We start from the raw sequence: 22,876 nt of genomic DNA, 5'->3' as shown, positions 1-22,876 counted from the left end.
AATACCCCACAAGTTTAATCATTTTAATAACAGGGGTACGACATGAAACTGAATTATTTTAAATCCATAAGTTTGCTATTTACGTTTTTATGCTGTGTGGCCAATCCGGCCAGAGCCGCGTTGATTACCACGGAGTTTTCTGAACTGGTCGGTAATCAGGGCACAGTAGATATTAATCTCTCGCTTGTTAGCGGCGAAAACTTTAGCGGTTTTTCGCTGTATTTTTCGGAAACCTTGTTTGCCGATCTGGACATTATTTTCAGCCCGGTAGAATGGGACAGTATCGTTGTGCAACCTGATGCACTGCTCGGTGCAGGTCTGTTTGATAGCTACAACCCGGCGGGTTTGAGCTCGGGTTTTGCGCGCGTGTCGTTTACTTATCTCTCAACACTTCCGTTCGATGTGCTTGCCTATGATTTTTACGATGCGGATTTTTCCATCGTTGAATCAGGTTCATCTACGAATGTCACAACTCCCGTGCCGGAGTCTTCATCCATTATTTTGTTGATACTCGGTTTGATTGCCGTGGCATTACGTCACCGTGCGCGCAATGCCAATAACACTTTTTACTCCACCACTTTCAATTCCAATAAAAACCAGCAGGTGGCAGCATGAAACATTTATTATCGCGTTACTCATGGAGAAATTTATCAGCGTTCTGTGCTATTGCATTGTCGGCCAACAGTATGGCGTTGGATCTCAACGTGATCGCACTCAATAAATTGAGTGAAACCCGTATCGATCGCACTACTTACGATTATGTATTTTCCGTCACCGTGCAAAACGGTGCGCAAGCCGTTAACAATGCAGCGCAAACCTTAACCGCCAGCGGTGCGGGCACAACGATTCTTGATGGCAGTGTACTGCTCGGCAATCTCGCCAGCGGCGAACAAATTACCCCAGCGGATACCATAAAAATCCGTCATAACCGTGCGCTGCCATTTGATCAATCGGCATTGATCTGGTCGGCGAGTGGCGCAGAGGTAAGCTCATCGTCCAGCGCTGCAAGCAGTGTTGCAAACCTGGAATTGTTGAACGAACCTTTTAATATCGATAAAGCGACTTTGTTCAGTGCCGCCTATCGTTCAATTTCAACTGACCCTGGTGCGGCCTTATTTTTTGTAACGGGTGGCAACAGTGGCATAACTATCGCTAACAATGAATTAACCATTGCAGCGGGACGTTTCACTATTGGCAATAAACCGCCGCGCAGCAATACCACCATTGGCGACACTACCGCCAATGGCGATTTTGATTTAAGTAAACCTTACCGAATTTCTTTTCGCATAGTTGCCAGCGCCGGTTCCGGTGCTGTGCAAGTGATGGTGGATAACAACACTACCAGCGCTGGCAATTCATTACACGGCAGTGCATCGCGGGTATTTAATGCGAGTGCAAACAGTTTAGTGGCGGGACAAATGATTGAATTGTTACCGACAGTGGGAACTGCAACTTCATTTATATCGCTGCGCGCTGAAAGTTCTGCATCAGTAACGATTGATGATTTGGTCATTGAATATCTGGATGGCACAGCCACTAGTTCTTCATCTGCGCCATCCTCTACAGCACCCTCGTCGACACCGGCAAGTGCCAGCGTTATATCGTCGAGCTTTTCATCATCAAGTGTTGCTACCTCGGTGAATACATCGTCCAGTGTTATTGCCTCGGCAATGCCCAGCAGCACAGCGACCAGCGAATCCTCTAGCAGTACTGCATCTTATGACGGCGCATTGCGTCCGGCGAAAATAGAAGGCTTTGCAGCCCATGCGGCTGTGACTGGTGGGCAAGGTGGTGCAGTAGTAATGGTGACTAGTGGTACGCAATTAAATGCAGCGCTTTGCGCACGCGCCACTATGAGCACACCGATTACGATTTTGGTGAACGGCACTATCAGCCACGCGAATACCACCGCACAAGGTTGTAATACCCAAGCCGATGTTATTGAAATAAAACAAATGAGTAACGTTTCCATTGTTGGTGTAGGTACTAACGCGCTGTTTGAAGAAATTGGGATTCATGTGCGCGATGCGTCCAACATTATTATTCAAAACGTTCATGTGCGTAACGTGAAAAAAAGCGGTTCACCTACGTCCAATGGCGGCGATGCGATTGGCATGGAAACCAATGTGAATCGTGTGTGGATTGATCACAATTGGTTGGAAGCATCCGGTGGTGAAAAAGACGGTTACGATTCGCTGCTGGATATGAAAGCAGGTGTAACTAATGTGACGGTTTCCTACAATCTATTTAACGATTCCAGTCGCGCCGGTTTGATCGGCTCCAGCGATAGCGACAACAAAAATACCAATATTACTTTCCATCACAATTGGTACAAAAATATTGAACAGCGAACGCCGTTAATTCGCCATGCGCTCGTGCATATGTACAACAACTACTGGTCTAACGACACTATCGATTATATGTTTCATGCGATCAACTCGCGCATGAATGCTAAAGCTCTGGTGGAGAGCAATTATTTTTATAATGTTAATAATCCATTGCTTGCATCGGACGATTCGGATGTTGCCGGCTGCTGGCAAACCAATAATGAAAATACCGTACTGCCGTCGATTTATTACAGCCGCACAGTTGGCAATGGTGCATTGGTTATTCCGGAAGTAGTGGATGGACAATTGCAATCAACCTGCAGCGTGACCGTGCCTTACACCGTTGAAATGGATCACTCATCCACAGTACCGGAAATTGTGATGGCTAACGCAGGGGTTGGAAAAATTGTTATCGGTGTTGATGCTTCCAGCAGCAGTTCTCTTGCATCCTCAAGTGCAAGTAGCGAGGCACTGAGTTCAGTTACTTCGTCGCATAGTGTTATTGGCGATTCATCAAGCTCTGCCATTTCATCTAGTCTGAGCAGTTCATCATCGAGTGCACCTTATATTCCCGGCGATGTAAACCTGAGTGCAGACTGTATTAATCTCGCCACTAATCCGAACGTCAACTGGCGCGATACCGCCTTGCAAACCGATCAGGAAATTGTGGAGTGTTTATATAAAACCCTCGGTACTCCAGTGGGCTATGGTGAAAATGCCAAAGGCGGATACGATCCTAACGGCAACAGCAAACTCACTATCATCACTAAAAATTCCAGCACCTCGGTTGAACAGCAAGTGTTGGATGCAATTAGCGGTGAAGCGCACAACTGGATAGTGTTCGACAAAATCCAATTTGCGCAGCCAACCGAAATTGGTATGTACCGTTTGGGTTGCAGCAATGCGACTGTGCAATCCATTCTCGGCGCAACCGAAGCAGAGTGTGTGAATTACCAGCAGTGGTGCGCAAAAAACAGTGTGAGTGAATCGGCCTGTGTGAGCACTTTCTTTAACACGGCGATGAACAAATCCAATAACCCGATTCGCAATCCGGTGATTGGCTCCAACAAAAGTATCGATGGTCGCGGCAGTGAAGCTCACTTCCTGTTTAGCGGTTTTGCGATTGGCAAAGATTCCACTGGCCAACCGACACAGACCGCAACCAGTGTGATTCTCACGCACTTGAACTTTAAAGGCGCAGGCCACACCGAAGACCATTATGTTGACCCGGATATGATTCGCTCCACCGGCGCATCACACGATATTTGGATTCACAAAAATACCTTCGATACCACCGGCGATTCCGCGTTTGATGTGAAAGTCGGCGCCTACGGCATCACCATGTCATTCAACGAAATTCTCGATGTGAAACGTGCAACGCTACACAGCTCCAGCGATAGCCACACAATCGACGCGCAAATCAGAACCACCATGCACCACAATTTATTTGTGACGCGCGATGCGAGTTATATGGCACTGGGTAATACCCTGCGCCGCGTACCGCTGATCCGCCGCGGTACCTCGCATATGTTGAACAACGTGTTTGTGAATTATCGCAAAGACCTGCTCAGCATTCGTGTGGGCGCCAGCGTGTTGCAGCAAGACAATATGTTTGTGGTCAATCGCATCCATCAGGAAAAAGCGGATCTGGCAGCATCACTGGCGGAGCTGAAAAATAATTTGATCCGCGATGTGACCGGCGGTAATTATCGCGGCGAAGGCAACTTTGTTTGGTTCGGCGATGCGGCCTGCAACCTCGATGAAACCACCAAAACCGGCTTTACCATTAGCTCGGGTGCAGTGGCTAATTTGGCGGAGAACTATTCCGCCACCTCACAGGGCCTATTGGGCAATTGGTATTTTGCGGCTGGGCAGGATCTGGTGGATTACCTGAGCGCTACGGCAGGTAAATATGGTCAGGTGCCGTTTAATTCGCCTTTGTCGGGCGACCGTCATTATGTTCTGGGTTTGGGTAAGGTGGCCTGTCAGTAATTGCAGTGGGACAAAACGATTGGCTATATAGCGAAATGGCGCAATATTCATCATTTTCTATGGTCTATATAGTCAATCGATATTTGTCTGTAAAAATTTGTATGTTATAAATGACTTGTCTATAGGGAATGGCATGGTTTGCAACAATCAACTTTTCCGTTTGCGGTAACGTATTGATTGCAGATCATTTTAATAAGAATAGAAACATAGACACGGGTCACGGCCCGATTTCCTAGCAGGTACCCTTTATGTCCACTCTCAGTATTCGTCAGCAGCTCATGCTCTGCGGGTTATTGATTACTGCACACGTCGTTGTTTTTGCATTAGCTCCTGCCTAAGTTTTTTAACTGAAAACCAAGGCCGCAAAGCCACAGCCACCTCTCAATCAGGGGGCTGTGGTTTTTGTGCTTTTGGGGCGTAAGGAACTGTGAAAAAAAGCGCCATTGACTGGCATCTGCACGCCAAAATGGGTATAACAGAAGCATGTTGACTTCCTGTTTTGTCCACACATCGGATGCAAAACATCCGCACACCAATGCCTTCTGGCTGCGCAGCCGCTCGCCGCTGTGTCAGCGCCATCCCTTTTTTACCGACCCACCTGCGTTAATCTAAAACTCGTCTGCGTTTTATGCCTATAGTCAGCCTGTTGCGCTGGCTGTTGTTGTGCATTGATTGTGCATTGTCATCAAGCATTCCGGGGATATCGCATGGAATTGTTGTGGATCATTTTACTGCCCTTGCTGGGCGCGTTTTTGCCGCCCTTATGCGAGCGCTTTGGGCGCAATATATGCGCATTTTCGGCGGCGATAGGGCCATTATTGGCGCTGGGCTTATTGCTGTCCTATCTGCCCGCACTGTTTGAGCGGCAGCTGTTTTTCTTCCATTTGGATTGGCTGCCGCAGCTGGGTATGGATTTAAGCCTGCGCCTTGACGGGCTGGGCATGATGTTCGCGCTCTTGATCCTTGTGATTGGCCTGCTGGTGATTTTTTACGCCCGCTACTACTTGGATAAACAGGATTCCCTCGGTCGCCTCTACGCACTTTTGCAACTGTTTATGATGGCGATGCTCGGCATAGTGCTGGCCGATAACATCCTGCTGTTGGTGGTGTTTTGGGAGCTGACCAGCCTGAGTTCGTTCCTACTGATTGGCTATTGGTCGCACAAGAGTGAGGCGCGTAAAGGCGCGCGTATGGCGCTGGCGATTACCGGGGCAGGGGGGCTGACGTTACTTGCTGGCGCGTTGATTCTTGGCCAGATCACTGGCTCTTACAGTCTGCAAGTGATCACTAACTCGGCCGATTTGATCCAGGCGCATCCGCTTTACCCGGTCGCGCTGATCCTGATTTTAATCGGCGCTTTTACCAAATCGGCGCAGTTTCCCTTTCACTTCTGGCTGCCTCATGCCATGGCGGCACCTACGCCGGTATCGGCTTATTTGCACTCGGCGACCATGGTAAAAGCGGGTGTGTTTTTGCTCGCGCGTTTGTATCCCGCGTTATCGGGTTCGGATTTGTGGTTCTATCTGGTGACGTTTACGGGCCTCGCGACACTCGTGTTTGGCGCTTATACCGCGCTCTTTAAACACGACCTCAAAGGCTTGCTCGCCTATTCCACCATCAGCCACCTCGGGTTGATCACCATGTTGTTGGGTTTTAGCAGCGAACTGGCGACGGTGGCGGCGCTGTTTCATATCGTCAATCACGCGACCTTCAAGGCCTCGCTGTTTATGGCGGCGGGCATTATCGACCACGAAACCGGCACCCGCGATATGCGTCGCATCAATGGTATGTGGCAGTACATGCCGATCACCGCGACCGTGGCCATGGTGTCGGCCTCGGCCATGGCCGGGGTGCCACTGCTCAACGGGTTCCTGAGTAAGGAGATGTTTTTTACCGAGACCTTGCAGGTGGAATTGATGGGCGGGTTCGATTGGATTATCCCGCTGATGGCGACGCTCGCCGGGATTTTTGCGGTGGCCTATTCCTACCGGTTTATTCACGATGTGTTCTTTAACGGCCAACCCATCAACCTGCCCAAGTTCCCGCCCCACGAGCCGCCGGGCTTGATGATTTTACCCATGGCGATTTTGGGGGTGCTCTGTTTGCTGGTTGGTATCCTGCCCAATTTCACGGTTGCACCCATTCTGGATGCCGCCAGTTACGCGGTGCTGGGGGAAGGGATTCCTGACTATCACATCGCCATTTGGCATGGCATCAACCTGCCGTTGGCGATGAGTGTGACGGCGCTGCTCGGCGGCTTGCTGCTCTACTACCAGCGCAAAGGGCTGTTTGCGTTTTATGAGCGCGGTTACCGGGTGGATCAAAAAGAAGAGTTTGAAAAACGTATCCAGAGCCTCGTGCGCTTTGCCCAGCGTGTGACCGATGCTATCGAAAACGGCTCCTTGCAGCGCTCGGCGGCGCTGTTTATCGCCACTGCGTTAGTGATGGCGGCGGTGGAATTCTGGCCGCTGGGTTCCCTGCTGGGGAATGTCGCGTTCACGCCGGTGGACTGGGTCAGCTTGTTGCTCGCGGTAGTGTTGATGATCGCCGCATTGGTGACGGTCGTTATCCACCACAACCGGCTTGCGGCGCTGCTGGTGCTGAGCGTGGTGGGGCTGATTTTGTCGCTCGCGTTTGTGCGCTTTTCCGCACCCGATCTGGCGCTCACGCAAATTTCGGTGGAAGTAGTGACCATTATCCTGCTGATGCTGGCGCTCTACTTCCTGCCGCAAATCACCCCGCACGATTCCGATAAGAGCCGGATTGTGCGCGATATCCTGCTTGCGGGTGGCGCCGGTTTAGGCGTGGGTTTGCTGACACTGGCAATTCTCACCCGCCCTTACGATACCGGATTGGCCGACTTCTTCCTCGCTAACAGTGTCAGCGGTGGCGGCGGGACTAACGTGGTCAATGTGATTCTGGTGGACTTCCGCGGTTTTGATACCCTCGGCGAAATCACCGTACTGGCGATTGCCGGTCTGGGCGTTTACCTGATGCTCGACGGTTTGCGTTTGCCATTGCCGGGGATGGATGGCGAGGGTCGCCGCTGGGCGCGTGATCCTTATCCCCCCATCCTCACGGTGCTGTCGCGGATTTTGCTGCCGCTCGCGCTTATGGTCTCGGTGTACATTTTCCTGCGCGGCCACAACCAGCCGGGTGGGGGATTTATCGCCGGGCTGATCACCAGCATCGCGCTGATTTTGCAGTATGTGTGCAGCGGCTCGGCCTGGGTGCAGCAGCGCCTGCCACTGGATTATGGCCGCGTGGCGGTGTTCGGCGTATTGATCGCCACAATCACCGGCATTGGCAGCTGGTTATTCGGCTACCCCTTCCTCACTACCAGTTTTACCTATGTGAGCTGGCCACTGGTGGGCAAGTTTGAACTGGCGACGGCGATGATTTTTGATACCGGGGTGTACGTCACCGTGGTGGGTGCGACCCTCCTCATGCTGGCGCAGCTGGGCAATCTGGCGCAAACCACCTACAACACATCGTCCGGTACAGCTTATGGCGACTCAGAGGAGGCACACTGATGGAAGCGCTAATTGCGTTGGTGATTGGGGTATTGGTGAGCTGCGGTGTGTACTTGCTGCTGCGTGCCCGTACCTTTCCGGTCATTCTCGGCCTGACCCTGCTGTCCTACGGGGTTAACCTGTTTATTTTTGTGATGGGCCGCTTGCGCACCGGCGCACCGGCTGTGGTGAACAAGGGCGACAGCCTCAGCAGCACCCTCAATTATGCCGACCCGCTACCGCAAGCACTCGTACTCACCGCGATTGTGATCGGTTTTGCGATGACTGCCTTCCTGCTGGTACTCGCCTTGCGCGCCCGCGCCGAACTGGGTAATGACCACGTGGACGGCACAGCGGGCTTGGGCGAAAAACCGGTCAAGCCGGTGCGCCCGCTAGAGGAGGACGAAGTTTGAGTCATTTACTGATCGCTCCTCTTTTACTCCCTCTGCTCACCGCAGTGCTGCTGATTTTCCTCTCCGGTCGTTCGCTGTTGCTGATTCGCTGTTTAAGCATTATCTCCACCGCGCTACTGGTGGCGGTGGCGATTGCCCTGTTGCAAGTCGCCAACGATGGTCAAATCCACCTTTACGCCTTGGGCAATTGGATGCCGCCGTTCGGAATCGTGCTGGTGTTGGATCGTCTGAGCGCGCTTATGCTATTGGTCACCTCGGTGCTCGCGCTGTTCAGCCTTATCTACGCTGCACGCGGCACCGATGGCCCCGGCGACAAGCTCCACGCCATGGTGCAATTTCTATTGCTGGGGGTGAACGGCGCGTTTCTGACTGGCGATCTGTTTAACCTGTTTGTGTTTTTCGAGGTATTGCTCATCGCCTCATACGCGCTTTTACTGCATGGCCGTGGCGCCGAACGGGCGCGTGCGGGTCTGCACTATGTTGTGATTAATCTGGCAGGCTCGGCGCTGTTTTTGATCGCGGTATCGGCGCTTTACGGCATTACCGGCAGCCTCAATATGGCGGATATGGCAGCCAAAGTCGCCCAACTCGACCCCGCCGATGCCCCGCTCGCCGCCACCGCCGGTGTGTTGTTGTTGGTCGTATTTGGCCTCAAAGCCGCCATAGCGCCGCTGTATTTTTGGCTGCCGCGGGCCTACGCCTCGGCCAGTGCGCCGGTGGCCGCGCTCTTTGCGATCATGACCAAAGTGGGCGTTTACACCATAGTGCGCACTTACACCCTGATCTTTGGCGATAGTGCCGGACCGCTGGCAAATCTCGCGTTGCCATGGCTCTGGCCATTGGCGCTGATTACTCTGGCGCTGGGTTTGCTGGGCGCACTCGCGGCACGCGAACTACGCGTCCAGATCGCCTATTTGGTGGTGGTGTCGGTCGGCACACTGCTCGCCGGTATCGCGCTTAATACCGAAGCGGCGCTGGCGGCGAGTTTTTACTATCTCATTCATTCAACATGGATCTGTGGTGCACTGTTCCTGCTGGCCAATCTTATCCAGCGTCAGCGCGGTGATCTGGGTGATCGCATTACCAAAGGGCCGCGCATGGCGCAGTCGGCAATACTTGGCAGCCTGTTTTTTATCGCCGCTGTGAGTGTGATTGGCCTACCGCCGCTCAGTGGGTTTATCGGCAAGCTGTTGTTGCTCAGCGCCGCTGGTACTCAAGGCAATGCAATCTGGCTGTGGGTGCTATTGCTCGCTGGCAGCCTCGCCACGCTGATGGCGCTCAGTCGCAGCGGTTCCACTTTTTTCTGGCGTGCTGAGGGTGATGTAGTTTCAACCCAAGGCGCAACCGATCCCGATGCCGGCAACCCCTTGGCGCAAAAAGGTGAACTGCTGGCGGTGATCGGGCTTTTACTCTGCATTTTTATGGTTACGCTGGGCGCATCGACTGTGCTGGATTACACCCAAGCGCTGGCGCAGCAACTGCTATCGCCCGAAGCCTATATTCAAGCCATGCATGAATTCACCGCCACTGAGGGCAACTAATCATGAACCCACGACCGGCCACACCTTCTTCAACCGCACCCAAAGCGCGCAGCTGGTTTCCGCACGCGGGGTTGAGTGTATTTATGCTCTTGCTCTGGCTGCTGCTGGCGAACGATGTCAGCGTCGGCCAAGTCGTACTCGGCAGTATTCTGGCTTGGGTGATCCCCTGGCTTACACAAGGTTTCTGGCCCGAGTCCTTGCGCTTGCGTCACCCGCTGGTGCTGATCAAATTTGTGCTGGTGGTGTTCTGGGACATCCTCATCGCCAACTTGATTCTGGCGGTGCGCATCCTCGGCCCGATTAACAAACTGCAACCGGCTTTTATGCAGGTGCCGCTCGATATCCACCACGAATTCACCATCACCCTGTTTGCCAGCACCATCTCACTCACCCCCGGCACAGTGTCGGCGGATCTAAGTCTGGATCGTCGCTACCTGCTGGTGCACAGCCTGCACGTCACCGATATAGACGCCGCCATCGCCGAGATGAAACAGCGCTACGAAGCCCCGTTGAAGGAGGTATTTGAATGCTCACCACAGCCATAAGTATCGCCATGTTGCTGCTGGGCATCGCCATCGCCCTCAACCTCTGGCGCCTGATACTCGGCCCCTCGCTGCCCGACCGCATACTCGCGCTCGACACCATGTACATCAACGCCATCGCGCTGCTGGTGTTGTTCGGTATTTATCAGGGCAGCATGTTGTATTTCGAAGCGGCGTTACTCATCGCGGTGATGGGTTTTGTCGGCACAGTCGCGCTCAGCAAATACCTGCTGCGTGGCGACATTATTGAATAAGGGGGGATTTATGCCTGTTTCGCTCGACTCTGCATTACTGGAAGGCCTAATAAGCTTCTTCCTACTCGTCGGTGCCACCTTCGCGCTCATTGGCTCCATCGGCCTGATGCGCCTGCCGGATTTTTACCTCCGCCTGCACGGCCCCGCCAAAGCCACCACGCTGGGAGTTGGTGGCATCATCATCGGCTCAGTGATTTTCTTCTCCACCCAGGGCGATGGTTTGAGCCTGCATGAATTACTGATCGCGTTATTCCTCTTCATCACTGCGCCCGTTAGCTGCCACATAGTTGCCAAAGCGGCACTGCATTTGCGTTTGGAGGCAGTGGAGCGGACGCGGGGGAAACCGTGGAATTAGAAATAAATTTAATAAAGGGAAATAAAAAATGAAATTCTTGTTAACGCTATGGGTGCTGTTTTTATCAAACATCAGTTTCGCGGACGAGCCTCTGCCAGAATTGGAAATTAAAAAACTCGAAGAAGGGGTGTATCTGTACACCGCTTACGAAAAAATCGAAGGCTGGGGACTGGTTGGTTCTAACGGATTAGTCGTGCTTGATAACAAAGATGCGTATCTGATTGATACACCTATTTCAGCCAAAGACACTGAAAAATTAGTGAAATGGATTGACGCGCAGGGCTTTACCGCTAAGGCAAGTATTTCCACCCATTTCCACAGCGACAGTACTGGCGGTATTGCATTTCTCAACTCAAAGTCCATTCCAACTTATGCCTCCAAGAAAACTAACAAGCTGCTTAAAAATAAAGGTGAAGCACAAGCCACTCATTCGTTTACCAAAAATCCCTTTTGGTTAGTCAATAAAAAAATAGAAGTGTTTTTCCCCGGCGCTGGTCACACTTCAGATAATGTCGTGGTGTGGATGCCAGAACAGAAAATTCTATTCGGCGGCTGTTTTGTCAAACCCGACGGTCTCGGCAATCTTAGCCACGCAGTAATAGAAGAATGGCCTGCGTCCGCTGAAAAACTTATCGCTCGCTACGGCACCGCAAAACTGGTGGTGCCGGGGCATGGTAAAGTTGGCGATGCTTCGTTCTTGGAAAAAACCAAGCAGCGTGCAGTTGAGGCTGCAGCAGCTAAAAAGTGAATTTCAAAAGGAGCGATTAATGAATAATCACGAAAAACTCAACTACGTCGAATTTGCCGCGCTCGATTTACTGGCAACCAAAACCTTTTTCTCCAGTGTATTTGGTTGGGAATTCGTCGATTATGGTCCTGAATACACCGCGTTTTCCAATCAGGGTTTGGATGGTGGTTTCCATAAAGCAGACATGTGCAGTCAAGCCAGTAAGGGTGCGGCGCTGTTGGTTTTTTATAGCTCGGATATTCAAATGACTTTACAAAAAGTGATTAACAGCGGTGGCACGATTATCAAACCGCTGTTCGATTTCCCCGGCGGTTGCCGGTTTCATTTTACTGAGCCGAGTGGTAATGAGTTTGCGGTTTGGTCGGAAGCAAAAATTTAATTGCTGTAAACAAATGGCGCTGGGTTAGGCAGTGCCAATTTCACACGAGTACAAACAGAGCAGTCCAAAACACCGATTTTATTTAGTGGAGGGTGATTATCGCGCGCTTTGGGCTGCTCTCTTGCGTATCGAAATTATTAACACTAATTCTGCTCCGCGCTGGTGAACGGGTGGCCGATGACCCTCCTTTTACATCGAGCCACTCGTTAACTTTGCGTTTCATTTCATGCTTGGCGGCCTTACGTTTAGCCTTTTCCGTTTTTTCATGCACACCACCTTTGCTCATAATGGGGTGAAATGCATGGCCGTTGCGCCGTTCCTTTTTTTTACCTTTTACATTCTTGTCTTCTTGCTGGTTGGGCATGATTGCCTCCTGTTAACTGGCTAGTAAAAACCACTCGGGATTGTTCGCCGCTTTTAAGCGGCGTTTTGCTTTTGCATCATTGGCGATAAATTGCGGCGCTTGTTTTGTAGTTTCAAAACAAAACTTCTCTGGTAAATCTGTGTAGAGCGAGCGGGGTGGCGCACTGCCATTTATCTTCTTCATTACTTTTCCGGTATCGAAGGTGTGGTAATAAATTTTGCTAAAACCCAACTCCTGCTGCACAAACCAAAGCGTTGCCGCCATCATGGCTTCTGACCAAATCTTTTTTTGCTCTGCGATCACATTTTCGCAGTAAGCCGCTACCTTATTTCGGTCTAGGCTAGTGCGGCTCCAATAGAAATGCATTTCATTACCGCACCCTGTACTTAATGCTCGCTTGTAGGTGTACTCCAAGTCGCGGATTAAATCGGATTGAATCTCTTCAATCAGAATTTCTCCGGTATTGAAATCCATATCCAACCTTGCCCATGCGAGTGTTGCCATACGCTTCCGGCTTTTAGGGTGAGCCGAGGTTGTCAGCCTATTCAAATGGCAACCGGTTACTGCCATAAACATTGCATCAAATTGATTACTCAAATTTAATTGCAACACCAGATTCGCGCCTGGGCGCGATGTTTGGTTCCAGGAGTAACGATTCTTGTGGCCCCACCTGCCGAGTGTTAATACATAGTGCTCGGCTTGTGTTGACCACACACTATCCAATTGCGCTACTTCAAGCCGTCCATTTCCTGATTTTTTAAGGGTGTCTTTCACGAGTGGTTTGTCCAAAAGCTTTTTCAACTTTGACTGTTTGATGCTGTGAATATCACCACTGGTAGCTGTGCTTAAATACTGTTTGAGTAAATAAACCGCGTACTGATCCTTAAAATAGCAAAACTGTGTGCGCTCCTTGGGAAGGCAGGCGATGACTTCATCCAATAATCTATCGTCCATAACATTATCCTTTTATACATAAGACTTGTTTGAGTGTATGAACCACTTCTATCAAGTCAGATTGGTTGTGCATAACCTCGTCGATGTCTTTGTATGCCGCAGGAATTTCATCAATTACTGCTTTATCTTTACGACATTCAACACCTTTGGTTTGTGCGATTAAATCTTCTTTGCTAAACGCATGACGTGCTGCAGTGCGGCTCATTTTTCTACCGGCACCGTGGGCGCAGGAGCAAAACGAATCGGTATTGCCTTTTCCGCGCACGATAAAAGATTTAGCGCCCATGCTGCCGGGAATAATTCCCAGCTCACCTTCGCGTGCGCTGATGGCTCCTTTACGTGTGACCAATACATCAGCGCCGAAATGATGCTCGCGGCTCACATAATTATGGTGACAGTTAATCGCATGGCGATCGGCTTGAAACTTGGGTAAAAATGGCGCTATTGCGCGCAATACCAAGCCCATAATTTCATTGCGATTTACACGCGCATATTCCTGTGCCCAATTTACCGCCGTCACGTAATCCACAAAGTGTTCACTGCCTTCGGTGAAATAGGCCAAATCTTTATCGGGCAAGTTGTGAATGTGTTTTCCCATATCTTTTTTGGCGAGGGCGATAAAATATTGCCCAATCGCATTGCCTATTCCACGGCTGCCAGTGTGCAGCATGATCCACACGTCTTTATTTTCATCAACACAAACTTCAATAAAATGATTGCCGCTACCGAGCGTGCCCATTTGTTTAGTCCACAGGGTGTTCGGTTGCTTTAACATCTTCATCACCGTCGGGTGTTTTTCAAATAACCACTCCACACCCGCTGCCATTTGTTTGCATGCGCTTTCACGAATGCTCACCGTTTTATGCGCTTGCAAACCTACCGGCACTGCGCGTTCGATTGCACTGCGCATTGCGGCGAGGTTGTCCGGCAGTTGCGATGATTTAACCGAAAGCCGTACCGCACTCATACCGCAACCAATATCCACACCCACAGCAGCGGGAATAATGGCATTTAAGGTTGGTATCACCGCGCCTACGGTCGCACCAATACCTAAATGCACATCGGGCATGGCCGCTATATGCGAATGAATGATCGGCAATTCCGCAATTTTTTTCAGTTGCGTCAGCGCCTCATTTTCAATATCGCGGGTGTAAATTTTTACCGGTTTAAAACCATTTCCCGCATTTTTGTTTAATTCAATTTTTACAGGCATAGAAATCCCTTAAGTGATTTTTTTGATAAATCACTTTGCGTTACTAAAAAAATGAAACCTTCGAGTTGGCTTTTTAAATCGCAGAAAAGAAAAAGCCCCGATTAGTTTCCTAATCAGGGCTTTCATGTTGCGCCTGACTGGAAGGTTTTGTTATCACCTTCCAAGTCTGAATACTCAAAAGGTTGTTAGCGGTTGGTATAGTTCGCGTAGGTCATCATTGAGTACTCCATAAGTTGTGACAAACAAGTTGTCGGGTTGAAAAGCAAAGTGTTTTTAGCACCTTGGAAATTGGGCGCGATAATACGCCGTTTTTTTGAGCTGTCAATTTTATTTCACGGGATGGTTTTTTTACCCGGTGCTTTTCAAAAATATCCGTCGCACTGTTGCAATTACTATTTAAATTTATTGCGGATTCATATCGATCTAACCAATCGCATACCCACTCAAACTTCCAACCGCCTCCAACGCCAGCTGCGCTGTTTCGCGACCTTGTAAATTGATCGCGACGGGAATTTTTTTGCCGCTGTGGGTGAGGGCAATGATTTTGCAGATTTCTTGATGACCTTTACTGCTCTGTGTGCTGTAGCTGGTGGCGATTTGTAAGTTGCTAATTTCTGCGCGCGGAATTTGATTGCGTCCAATGGGAATTCCCAGCCAGTAGCGTTCGCTGATCAGGCCATTGTGATCCAGCTGGACGCGCAAACTGGTGAAGAGCAGTTTGAGGCAGATAAGTGTGACCAGGCTGCCGAGCAGGGTGAATACCCACACCATGATTGCCGGGGCATCGGATTTAAGGCCCATGAGAATACCGGCGCCCGCAAAAAATACGCCCACGATTAACCCAATCAGGTTAGTGCCCGCGTTTTGTAGCATCGGGAAATGCATGCGCACGCCGCCGGGGATTTGTTCGATATTGGCGATGGCTTCAATTTGCGCTTCGCGCTCATCCATGAGTTGCGGGTGTTGGCTGCTCATCGGTAGTGCCGTGTGCGCTGGTTCGGCGGTGGCGAATACGGGGATTTCAAACTGGCGCTGCAAATCCACGCCGGGTAAATCGGCATGTAAGTCCAGGCGCCAGAAACGATAGTCGCTGCTGTAGGTTTCCGAGGCGGGCAGGTCGGCGGGCACGTCAAAACACACCGCTAATAAGGTCCCACCGGCGGGTGCAGGTTTTGTGTGCGCCAAGCCGGTGGTTTGCCAGATCACCGTTTCACGGCGACTGCGGTTTTTGCCGCTGCCGATTTCGTAGCTGCGCAGGCATTGCAAGCTGACGGGAAAACGCTGTTGGCTGTTGTAGGCCAGAGGCAGGGTGAGGGTACCACCCACTTGTCCACCCAAACGACCGGGGTAGGGGTCGAGCATCAGACGCAACTGGCCAAAACGGCGCCAGCTGCGGGTGTTATTGATGGCCCACGCCAGCATAATCACCCCGAAGAGGGGAAATAATAAAACCATCAGGATGAGCTGGTTACCTTTATCCAGTTCGCCGGGAATCGCAATCACGGCGGGTAGCGAGATGAGGTTCCAAATAAGAGTGAAGCCCCAGAGAAACCAAAGGCCGCTTTTGCCATTGCAGGTCACTTCGCGGTTTGCCCATTGCTGCTGCCCGAGCCAGGGTTTGCTGGTGCTCTCGGGGTGGTTGGTAGCGCCGGTTTTGGCGAGCAGCGTCCACAGCATCAGGCCGATACCTACGCCGCCAAACACCAGCACAAAAATCAGTTTGAAGCCGAGCATGCTCCAGCGCAGGTCGCGGTTGAGCACGGCGTCGGTGGGGTCTGTGGGGTTGACCCAGGCGGGAACGGACTGTTGGTTTTGCAGTGCAGAGGATAGCTGGGCGGCCAGCTGTTGCTGGAAGTCACCAATGTTGTCGCTGCCGCCCATAATGGCTACCCGCTCGCCGGTATAGTCCAGCATCTGGTAGCGATAGGTGTAACGCGCAGTGGCCTGGTAGGTATTGCTATCGTCGCCGCGATTGACCGATAAATTGGCCTCCAGCAGTTGCGCCTGCACTTGCGGCCAGGATTTCATCTGCTGCCATGTATAGAGGTTGGGAATAATACTGAACAGGAGTAAACCGATGCCCACCCCGGCAAAGGGCAGGGCAAAGAGCAACATAAACCAGTTGTGTTTGAGTGTTTTTAGCATGGCTTACTCCTTCAATTCTCTGCCTGGCAGTGTAGCGGCGATTGCCCGCTGATGTGACGCTTTGGTGCCTTCACCAGCGGCTCTTCAAAAAACAAGTAAACGATTACATTAATTATTATTAAAATATGTAATCGTTTTTGTGGCGGTTAATGTTGTTTTCATCACAAAGTATGGCTGAAAACGGCAATTTCCCTCTTGACGCTATGAGCGGTCAGGCGCACCATTTCGTTCAGTTCCACCCGCTGGGTGTGATGGGTAAAAACATAATAATCCCACTGCACCGGCAAACCCCAAATCCACAGCTTTGGCAGAACGACGGGTTTAACCCTGTCGCTCAAAAAGCCCCGTGGGTTGATTCCCGGGTCCCGTTCACAGACGAACACCAATACCCCACAAGTGCTGCGCTGTAACCCAGCAGCCTCAAGCCCGGTGCGACCTTTGGTATGCACCTATCGGCTCCTCGGTCACTACCTCGTCCGGTCTTTATTGGCCGTGTTATCGCTATGTCCTAACGACATCGGCTGCAAGTCCTGACCTGTGCAGGGCGAGACGCCGCAGAAACCAATAACTAAAAGTGGAATAGGTATCAACAATGAAAAACAATATCCCTGTGCGCTCACTGGGCCGTTACGCCCTGTTCGCGGCGGCAACCAGTTTTCTGGCCAGTGCCGTTCAAGCACAAACACTCGGTGACAACCTTGCCATTACTGGCCCCAGCGCTGGCGCCGATGGCTCCGGCTTTAACGACACCAAACTGGTGCGCGACGGCAATGTCGGCACCGCCACCCAAGCTTCAGGTACCAGCAACCAGCGCGTGTCGGTCAAGTGGGGCAGTGCGGTGACGTTTAATACGGTGATCCTGCGTGAAGCGGGCAGCAAAGTGACCAGCTGGAGTTTGGTCGATAACGACACCGGCACTGTGTGGGCGACGGGCACCGGTATCGGCGCCGAGCGGGTGGTAAATTTAGGCACACGCAGCACCAAAAAAATCAATTTGATTGTGAATGCGACCAGCGCCCCGGCGATGGCCGAATTTGAAGTTTATAACGCCAGCGGCACGGCTTCGTCGGCGCCAGCTTCCAGCGCCGCCCCATCCAGTGTTGCCGCGTCCAGTACCCCCGCTTCAAGCGCACCTTCCAGCCAAACGATTGTGTACCAAGCTGAAAGCGGCAGTTTGTCGCAAGCGGCAGTGGAGTCCAACCACAGCGGTTTTACCGGCAGCGGTTTTGTGAACTTCGATAATCTGGTGGGTAGTTCCGCCCAGTGGACCGTCAATCAAGCCAGTGCGGGCACTGCGACTATCACCTTCCGCTATGCCAATGGCACTACCAGCAATCGCGCTATGTCGATCAGTGTCAACGGCACGGTGATCAATTCATCGCTGGCGTTTAATGGCACCGGCGCCTGGGCAACTTGGGCTGAGCAAAGCATGACAACCCAGTTGAATGCCGGCAGCAATGTGATTCGCGCGGTATCTACCACCAGCGATGGCGGCCCGAATCTGGATCAGCTGTCAGTGACTGGTGGAACAGTGGTGGTTAACTCTTCCAGCAGCCAGTCATCGGTTGCACCTAGCAGTGTACCGGCGTCGTCCGTTGCACCGAGCAGTGTGCCCGCTTCATCGGTTGCGCCAAGCAGCAGCTCGGTGGCTAACACCTCCAGCAGTGCATCCTCTAACAATGGGGCGATTCGCCCGGCGAAAATGGAAGGTTTTGCTGCCCATGCCGGTGTAACTGGCGGTGCCGGAGGTAGCGTCGTTACCGTGTCGACGGGTACGGAATTGAATGCGGCGCTCTGCGGTCGCAGCACCATGAGTGAACCTATAGTGATCCGGGTCAATGGCACTATCAATCACGGCAATACCACTGCCCAGGGCTGTAATACCCAGGCGGATGTGATTGAAATCAAGGCGATGAGCAACATCTCGATTCTAGGGGTGGGCACCAATGCGCTGTTTGATGAAATGGGCATCCATGTGCGCGATGCTTCCAACATCATCATCCAAAACGTGCATATCCGTAATGTGAAGAAGAGCGGTTCACCCACCTCCAACGGCGGTGATGCTATCGGCCTGGAAACCAATGTGGATCGCGTGTGGATCGACCACAACTGGCTGGAAGCGTCGGGTGGCGAAAAAGACGGTTACGATTCGCTGTTGGATATGAAAGCCGGGGTGACCAACGTGACGGTTTCCTACAACCTCTACAACGATTCCAGCCGTGCGGGATTAATTGGCTCGAGCGATAGCGACAACAAAAATACCAACATCACCTTCCATCACAACTGGTACAAAAACATCGAACAGCGCACCCCGCTGATCCGCCACGCGTTAGTGCACATGTACAACAACTACTGGTCTAACGACAGTATCGACCACATGTTCCATGCCATTAACTCGCGTATGAACGCCAAGGCGCTGGTGGAGAGCAACTACTTCTACAACGTCAACAACCCGCTGCTGGCCTCCGACGATTCCGATGTTGCCGGCTGCTGGCAAACCAATAACGACAATACGGTATTGCCCTACATCTACTACAGCCGCACGGTGGGTAATGGCGCTTTGGTTATTCCGGAAGTGGTGAGTGGCCAATTGCAATCCACTTGCTCGGTGTCGGTGCCCTACGCGGTACAAATGGATGCCGCTGCCAATGTACCGGCCATCGTTATGGCCAATGCCGGGGTAGGAAAAATCTCGCCGTAATTGATTTTACCAATCCGTCTTCAGGGGCATCCGCTTCGGCGCTGCCCCTCGCAGTGACGCCAATCGTTTTCGATAAACAATAAATTCAAAGGTAATCGAGATGACTATTTTCAAACACACGTCCAAGCACTGCATGCATTGGCTAAGCCTGGGATTGGTGCTCAGTGCCGCCAGCTTGCTTGCCACTGCAGTACACGCACAAACCCTGGGCACCAACCTTGCCATTACCGGCCCCAGCGCGGGCGCCGATGGCTCGGGTTTTAACGACACCAAGCTGGTACGCGATGGCGACACCGGCACCTATACCCAAGCCAGCGGCACCTCCAACCAACGCGTTTCGGTTAAGTGGGGCAGTGCAGTGAACTTTAATACGGTGATCCTGCGCGAGTCAGGCAGCACCGTGGGCACCTGGGAGCTGGTGAACAACGATACCGGCGCGGTATTGGCGACAGGTTCTGGCATAGGCGCCGCGCGCACTGTGAATCTGGGTTCGGTGTCGATGAAAAAACTGAACCTGATTGTCAGCGGCAGCTCACCCCTGCGCATGGCGGAGATTGAGGTGTACAACGCCAGTGGTACTGCCAGCTCCAGCTCAGTTGTTTCCAGTGCCGTCGCCTCAAGTTCAGCGCCGTCCAGTATTGCCGCATCCAGTACCCCGGCTTCCAGCAGCGCACCCGCGAGCCAGACAGTGAGCTACGAAGCCGAGAGTGGCAGCTTGTCGCAAGCGGCAGTGGAATCCAATCACACAGGCTACAACGGCAGCGGGTTTGTGAACTTCGACAATCTGGTCGGCAGTTCCGCCCAGTGGACCGTCAATCAAGCCAGTGCCGGCACCGCGACTATCACCTTCCGCTATGCCAATGGCACCACCAGCAATCGCGCCATGGCGATCAGTGTCAATGGCACGGTGATCAATTCCGCGCTGGCGTTTAACGGCACCGGCGCCTGGGCGACCTGGGCGACACAATCGCTCACGGCTAATTTGAATGCCGGTAGCAATGTGATTCGCGCGGTATCCACCACCAGCGATGGCGGCCCGAATCTGGATCAGTTATCAGTGACCGGTGGAACGGTGGTGGGCAACTCCTCCAGCAGCCAGTCATCGGTAGCTTCATCAGTAGCGCCGAGCAGCACACCGGCCTCATCATCGGTGGCCTCATCAACGCCTTCATCAGTTGCACCTTCATCAACCGCTCAGAGCAGTTCCAGTGTGGCTTCCAGCCAGGTCAACAGCAGCGCATCCTCGGTGAATTCCTCCAGCGGTGCCATCAGCGCCGAGTGTATCCAGTTGGCGACTAACCCCTCGGTGAACTGGCGCGACACTTCGCTGCAATCGGATCAGGCGATTGTGGAGTGTCTCTCCAAAACCCTGGGCAAACCGGTGGGTTACGGTGAAAACGCCAAGGGTGGATACGACCCTAACGGCAATAGCAAACTCACCATCATCACCAAAAATTCCAGCACCTCGGTTGAGCAGCAAATCCTGAATGCGATTACTGGCGAAGAGCATAACTGGATCGTATTCGACAAAATCCAATTTGCGCAGCCTCACGAAATTGGCATGTACCGTTTGGGTTGCAGCAACCCGACAGTGCAATCGCTGCTCGGCGCAACGGAAGCCGAGTGTGTGAACTACACGCAATGGTGCGCAAAAAATGGTGTGAGCAGTGCAAATTGTGTAACGCAATTTTTTAACACCGCGATGAACAAATCCAACAACCCGATTCGCAACCCGGTGATAGGCTCCAACAAAACTATCGATGGCCGCGGCAGCGAGGCGTACTTCCTGTTTAGCGGTTTTGCGATTGGTAAAGACTCCACTGGCTCGCCCACCCAAACCGCGACCAGTGTCATCCTCACGCACCTTAACTTTAAAGGCGCAGGCCACACCGAAGACCATTATTGCGACCCGGATATGATCCGCTCCACCGGTGCATCACACGATATCTGGATTCACAAAAACACCTTCGATACCACCGGCGATTCGGCGTTTGATGTGAAAGTGGGTGCTTATGGCATCACCATGTCGTTCAATGAAATTCTCGATGTGAAACGCGCAACACTGCACAGTTCCAGCGACAGCCACACCATCGATGCGCAAATCAGAACCACTATGCACCACAATTTATTTGTGACGCGCGATGCGAGTTATGACTTGCTGGGCAATACCCTGCGCCGCGTACCGCTGATCCGCCGTGGCAGCTCGCACATGTTGAACAATGCATTTATCAACTACCGCAAGGATCTGTTGAGCATTCGCGTCGGTGCGAGTGTATTGCAGGAAGACAATATGTTTGTGGTCAATCGCATTCATCAGGAAAAATCTGACTTGGCCGCATCGCTTGCGGAACTGCAAGGCAACCTGATTAAGGATGTGACCGGCGGTAACTATCGCGGTGAGCGCAACTTCCTCTGGTTTGGTGATGCAGCATGTAATGTGGATGAATCGACCAAAACCGGTTTTACCATCAGTTCCGGTACGGTGGCGAATTTAATGAGCAATTATTCCTCTGCCTCACAAACCACACTCAACAACTGGCGCTTTGCTGCAGGTCAGGATTTGGTTGACTACCTGAGCGCCACGGCGGGTAAATACGGCGAGATGCCATTCAACTCACCACTGGCGGGCGACCGTTTTTATGTGCTGGGTTTGGGTAAGGTATCCTGCCAAAACTAATCACCTGATGGCGATCTAAACGACCAGGCCCCGGTGCAAACACCGGGGCTTTTTATTTTATGGCATTCATGCCTTGAATGACCTTGCATAAACTCCCTAGAATCAACGCCTACTGGTTTTTTTGGATAACGAGTTAATGAGTGCAACGGCTGATGCGTTTAATGAACTGAAAAAAACCATGGAATCCTACGCGCCCATTAGCCCGGAGACCTGGGCGGCATTGGTTACGATTTGCAAATTTCGCACGCTCAGTAAACATCAGGTGCTGTACGCCCTGGGTGAAATTCCACCTTCTTTTTCGTTTGTTTATTCCGGGCTGTTCAGATCTTTTATCACCGACGAAAAAGGTGCTGAGTACAATAAAAACTTTTTTTACGAAGGCACATTTCCCGGCTCAATGGTAGCCTTGCTGCGCCATACTCCCTCGGCCTTTACCATTGTTGCACTTGAACCTGCGCAGATTATTGAAATTGATTTTCCCGCCTATCGCGCACTCTTATTGCAGCGCGATGATTTAAAACTATTCCAGATCTATTATTTGGAACGCAATTGGTTGCTCGCCAAGGATGCGCGCGAAATTGCAATCGTTCAGGAAGATGCCACCCAGCGCTACTTGCGTTTTATGCGCGAATATCCCTTTTTACTTGAACGCTTATCACAACACCACATCGCCTCACATTTGGGAATTACCCCCACCCAACTCAGTCGTATTCGCAAAAAACTGTAATCTATCAACCTATGTAAATGATTTGGGTTTGT

The 22,876-nt window shown here is 51.8% G+C and carries 18 protein-coding genes; 13 read left to right on the top strand and 5 right to left on the bottom strand.

Translation table 11 applies throughout. The features are described from left to right. Window positions 1-42 precede the first annotated feature (42 nt). From D0B88_RS03685 to D0B88_RS03640, 10 genes are all read left to right on the top strand, one after another. Window positions 43-615 carry a PEP-CTERM sorting domain-containing protein gene (locus D0B88_RS03685; protein WP_151055178.1) on the top strand — a complete coding sequence of 191 codons (573 nt, stop codon included), beginning with the start codon at window positions 43-45 and terminating at the stop codon, window positions 613-615. Then, a complete protein-coding gene (locus D0B88_RS03680) occupies window positions 612-4,319 on the top strand; it encodes a hypothetical protein (RefSeq protein ID WP_151055175.1) in 3,708 nt (1,235 codons plus the stop codon). The genes D0B88_RS03685 and D0B88_RS03680 overlap by 4 nt, the downstream gene beginning before the upstream one ends. 707 nt (window positions 4,320-5,026) lie before the next feature. Continuing rightward, window positions 5,027-7,852: a monovalent cation/H+ antiporter subunit A gene (locus D0B88_RS03675; RefSeq protein WP_151055172.1), complete on the top strand. Its 2,826-nt coding sequence runs from the start codon at window positions 5,027-5,029 to the stop codon at window positions 7,850-7,852. After that, entirely contained in the window at window positions 7,852-8,244 is a 393-nt protein-coding gene (locus D0B88_RS03670) for a Na+/H+ antiporter subunit C (RefSeq protein ID WP_007639170.1), read from the top strand. Before D0B88_RS03675 ends, D0B88_RS03670 begins: the two co-directional genes overlap by 1 nt. Next, the gene (locus D0B88_RS03665; protein ID WP_151055169.1) at window positions 8,241-9,785 is read left to right on the top strand and encodes a monovalent cation/H+ antiporter subunit D; all 1,545 of its coding nucleotides are present in this window, start codon (window positions 8,241-8,243) and stop codon (window positions 9,783-9,785) included. Before D0B88_RS03670 ends, D0B88_RS03665 begins: the two co-directional genes overlap by 4 nt. Window positions 9,786-9,787: 2 nt before the next feature. Next, window positions 9,788-10,330, top strand: a complete 543-nt coding sequence (locus tag D0B88_RS03660; protein WP_151055166.1) for a Na+/H+ antiporter subunit E — start codon at window positions 9,788-9,790, stop codon at window positions 10,328-10,330. Further along, window positions 10,312-10,581: a K+/H+ antiporter subunit F gene (locus D0B88_RS03655; protein ID WP_040391064.1), complete on the top strand. Its 270-nt coding sequence runs from the start codon at window positions 10,312-10,314 to the stop codon at window positions 10,579-10,581. The genes D0B88_RS03660 and D0B88_RS03655 overlap by 19 nt, the downstream gene beginning before the upstream one ends. A gap of 10 nt (window positions 10,582-10,591) precedes the next feature. Continuing rightward, on the top strand, window positions 10,592-10,936 hold the full coding sequence (locus D0B88_RS03650; RefSeq protein ID WP_151055143.1) for a Na+/H+ antiporter subunit G: 345 nt from the start codon (window positions 10,592-10,594) through the stop codon (window positions 10,934-10,936). Between the two features lie 28 nt (window positions 10,937-10,964). Beyond that, window positions 10,965-11,684 (top strand): KHM family subclass B1 metallo-beta-lactamase, encoded by a 720-nt coding sequence (gene blaKHM, locus D0B88_RS03645; protein ID WP_151055140.1) that lies wholly within the window; start codon window positions 10,965-10,967, stop codon window positions 11,682-11,684. A gap of 19 nt (window positions 11,685-11,703) precedes the next feature. After that, window positions 11,704-12,063, top strand: a complete 360-nt coding sequence (locus D0B88_RS03640; protein WP_151055137.1) for a VOC family protein — start codon at window positions 11,704-11,706, stop codon at window positions 12,061-12,063. 82 nt (window positions 12,064-12,145) lie between these two features. On the opposite strand, the gene D0B88_RS03635 is transcribed toward D0B88_RS03640, so the two are convergent. The 5 genes from D0B88_RS03635 to D0B88_RS03615 form a co-directional block, all read right to left on the bottom strand. After that, a complete protein-coding gene (locus D0B88_RS03635; protein ID WP_151055135.1) occupies window positions 12,146-12,427 on the bottom strand; it encodes a hypothetical protein in 282 nt (93 codons plus the stop codon). A 12-nt stretch (window positions 12,428-12,439) separates the two neighbouring features. Continuing rightward, window positions 12,440-13,381 carry a hypothetical protein gene (locus D0B88_RS03630; protein WP_151055132.1) on the bottom strand — a complete coding sequence of 314 codons (942 nt, stop codon included), beginning with the start codon at window positions 13,379-13,381 and terminating at the stop codon, window positions 12,440-12,442. Window positions 13,382-13,385: 4 nt separating this feature from the next. Beyond that, on the bottom strand, window positions 13,386-14,594 hold the full coding sequence (locus D0B88_RS03625; protein WP_151055128.1) for an RtcB family protein: 1,209 nt from the start codon (window positions 14,592-14,594) through the stop codon (window positions 13,386-13,388). A gap of 423 nt (window positions 14,595-15,017) precedes the next feature. After that, a complete protein-coding gene (locus D0B88_RS03620; protein WP_151055125.1) occupies window positions 15,018-16,739 on the bottom strand; it encodes a DUF3592 domain-containing protein in 1,722 nt (573 codons plus the stop codon). A gap of 161 nt (window positions 16,740-16,900) precedes the next feature. Beyond that, window positions 16,901-17,188 (bottom strand): hypothetical protein, encoded by a 288-nt coding sequence (locus D0B88_RS03615; RefSeq protein ID WP_151055122.1) that lies wholly within the window; start codon window positions 17,186-17,188, stop codon window positions 16,901-16,903. 143 nt (window positions 17,189-17,331) lie between these two features. Between D0B88_RS03615 and D0B88_RS03610 the strand changes: the two genes are divergently transcribed. The 3 genes from D0B88_RS03610 to D0B88_RS03600 all read left to right on the top strand — a co-directional run bounded on the left by D0B88_RS03610 (window position 17,332) and on the right by D0B88_RS03600 (window position 22,844). Further along, the gene (locus tag D0B88_RS03610) at window positions 17,332-19,440 is read left to right on the top strand and encodes a CBM35 domain-containing protein (protein ID WP_151055119.1); all 2,109 of its coding nucleotides are present in this window, start codon (window positions 17,332-17,334) and stop codon (window positions 19,438-19,440) included. Window positions 19,441-19,540: 100 nt separating this feature from the next. Continuing rightward, a complete protein-coding gene (locus tag D0B88_RS03605) occupies window positions 19,541-22,117 on the top strand; it encodes a CBM35 domain-containing protein (protein WP_151055116.1) in 2,577 nt (858 codons plus the stop codon). Between the two features lie 136 nt (window positions 22,118-22,253). Next, a complete protein-coding gene (locus D0B88_RS03600; protein ID WP_007639197.1) occupies window positions 22,254-22,844 on the top strand; it encodes a Crp/Fnr family transcriptional regulator in 591 nt (196 codons plus the stop codon). Window positions 22,845-22,876 lie beyond the last annotated feature (32 nt).

Source organism: Cellvibrio sp. KY-YJ-3 (assembly GCF_008806955.1).
Taxonomy (GTDB): Bacteria; Pseudomonadota; Gammaproteobacteria; order Pseudomonadales; family Cellvibrionaceae; genus Cellvibrio.
This window is presented reverse-complemented; position numbering and strand designations above follow the sequence as displayed.

Excerpts from the sequence above, each read along its gene's own strand:
- D0B88_RS03685 (WP_151055178.1), top strand. The coding sequence starts at position 43 with ATGAAACTGAATTATTTTAAATCCATAAGTTTGCTATTTACGTTTTTA.
- D0B88_RS03680 (WP_151055175.1), top strand. The coding sequence starts at position 612 with ATGAAACATTTATTATCGCGTTACTCATGGAGAAATTTATCAGCGTTC.
- D0B88_RS03675 (WP_151055172.1), top strand. The coding sequence starts at position 5,027 with ATGGAATTGTTGTGGATCATTTTACTGCCCTTGCTGGGCGCGTTTTTG.
- D0B88_RS03670 (WP_007639170.1), top strand. The coding sequence starts at position 7,852 with ATGGAAGCGCTAATTGCGTTGGTGATTGGGGTATTGGTGAGCTGCGGT.
- D0B88_RS03660 (WP_151055166.1), top strand. The coding sequence starts at position 9,788 with ATGAACCCACGACCGGCCACACCTTCTTCAACCGCACCCAAAGCGCGC.
- D0B88_RS03655 (WP_040391064.1), top strand. The coding sequence starts at position 10,312 with ATGCTCACCACAGCCATAAGTATCGCCATGTTGCTGCTGGGCATCGCC.
- D0B88_RS03650 (WP_151055143.1), top strand. The coding sequence starts at position 10,592 with ATGCCTGTTTCGCTCGACTCTGCATTACTGGAAGGCCTAATAAGCTTC.
- blaKHM (WP_151055140.1), top strand. The coding sequence starts at position 10,965 with ATGAAATTCTTGTTAACGCTATGGGTGCTGTTTTTATCAAACATCAGT.
- D0B88_RS03640 (WP_151055137.1), top strand. The coding sequence starts at position 11,704 with ATGAATAATCACGAAAAACTCAACTACGTCGAATTTGCCGCGCTCGAT.
- D0B88_RS03635 (WP_151055135.1), bottom strand. The coding sequence starts at position 12,427 with ATGCCCAACCAGCAAGAAGACAAGAATGTAAAAGGTAAAAAAAAGGAA.
- D0B88_RS03630 (WP_151055132.1), bottom strand. The coding sequence starts at position 13,381 with ATGGACGATAGATTATTGGATGAAGTCATCGCCTGCCTTCCCAAGGAG.
- D0B88_RS03625 (WP_151055128.1), bottom strand. The coding sequence starts at position 14,594 with ATGCCTGTAAAAATTGAATTAAACAAAAATGCGGGAAATGGTTTTAAA.
- D0B88_RS03620 (WP_151055125.1), bottom strand. The coding sequence starts at position 16,739 with ATGCTAAAAACACTCAAACACAACTGGTTTATGTTGCTCTTTGCCCTG.
- D0B88_RS03610 (WP_151055119.1), top strand. The coding sequence starts at position 17,332 with ATGAAAAACAATATCCCTGTGCGCTCACTGGGCCGTTACGCCCTGTTC.
- D0B88_RS03605 (WP_151055116.1), top strand. The coding sequence starts at position 19,541 with ATGACTATTTTCAAACACACGTCCAAGCACTGCATGCATTGGCTAAGC.
- D0B88_RS03600 (WP_007639197.1), top strand. The coding sequence starts at position 22,254 with ATGAGTGCAACGGCTGATGCGTTTAATGAACTGAAAAAAACCATGGAA.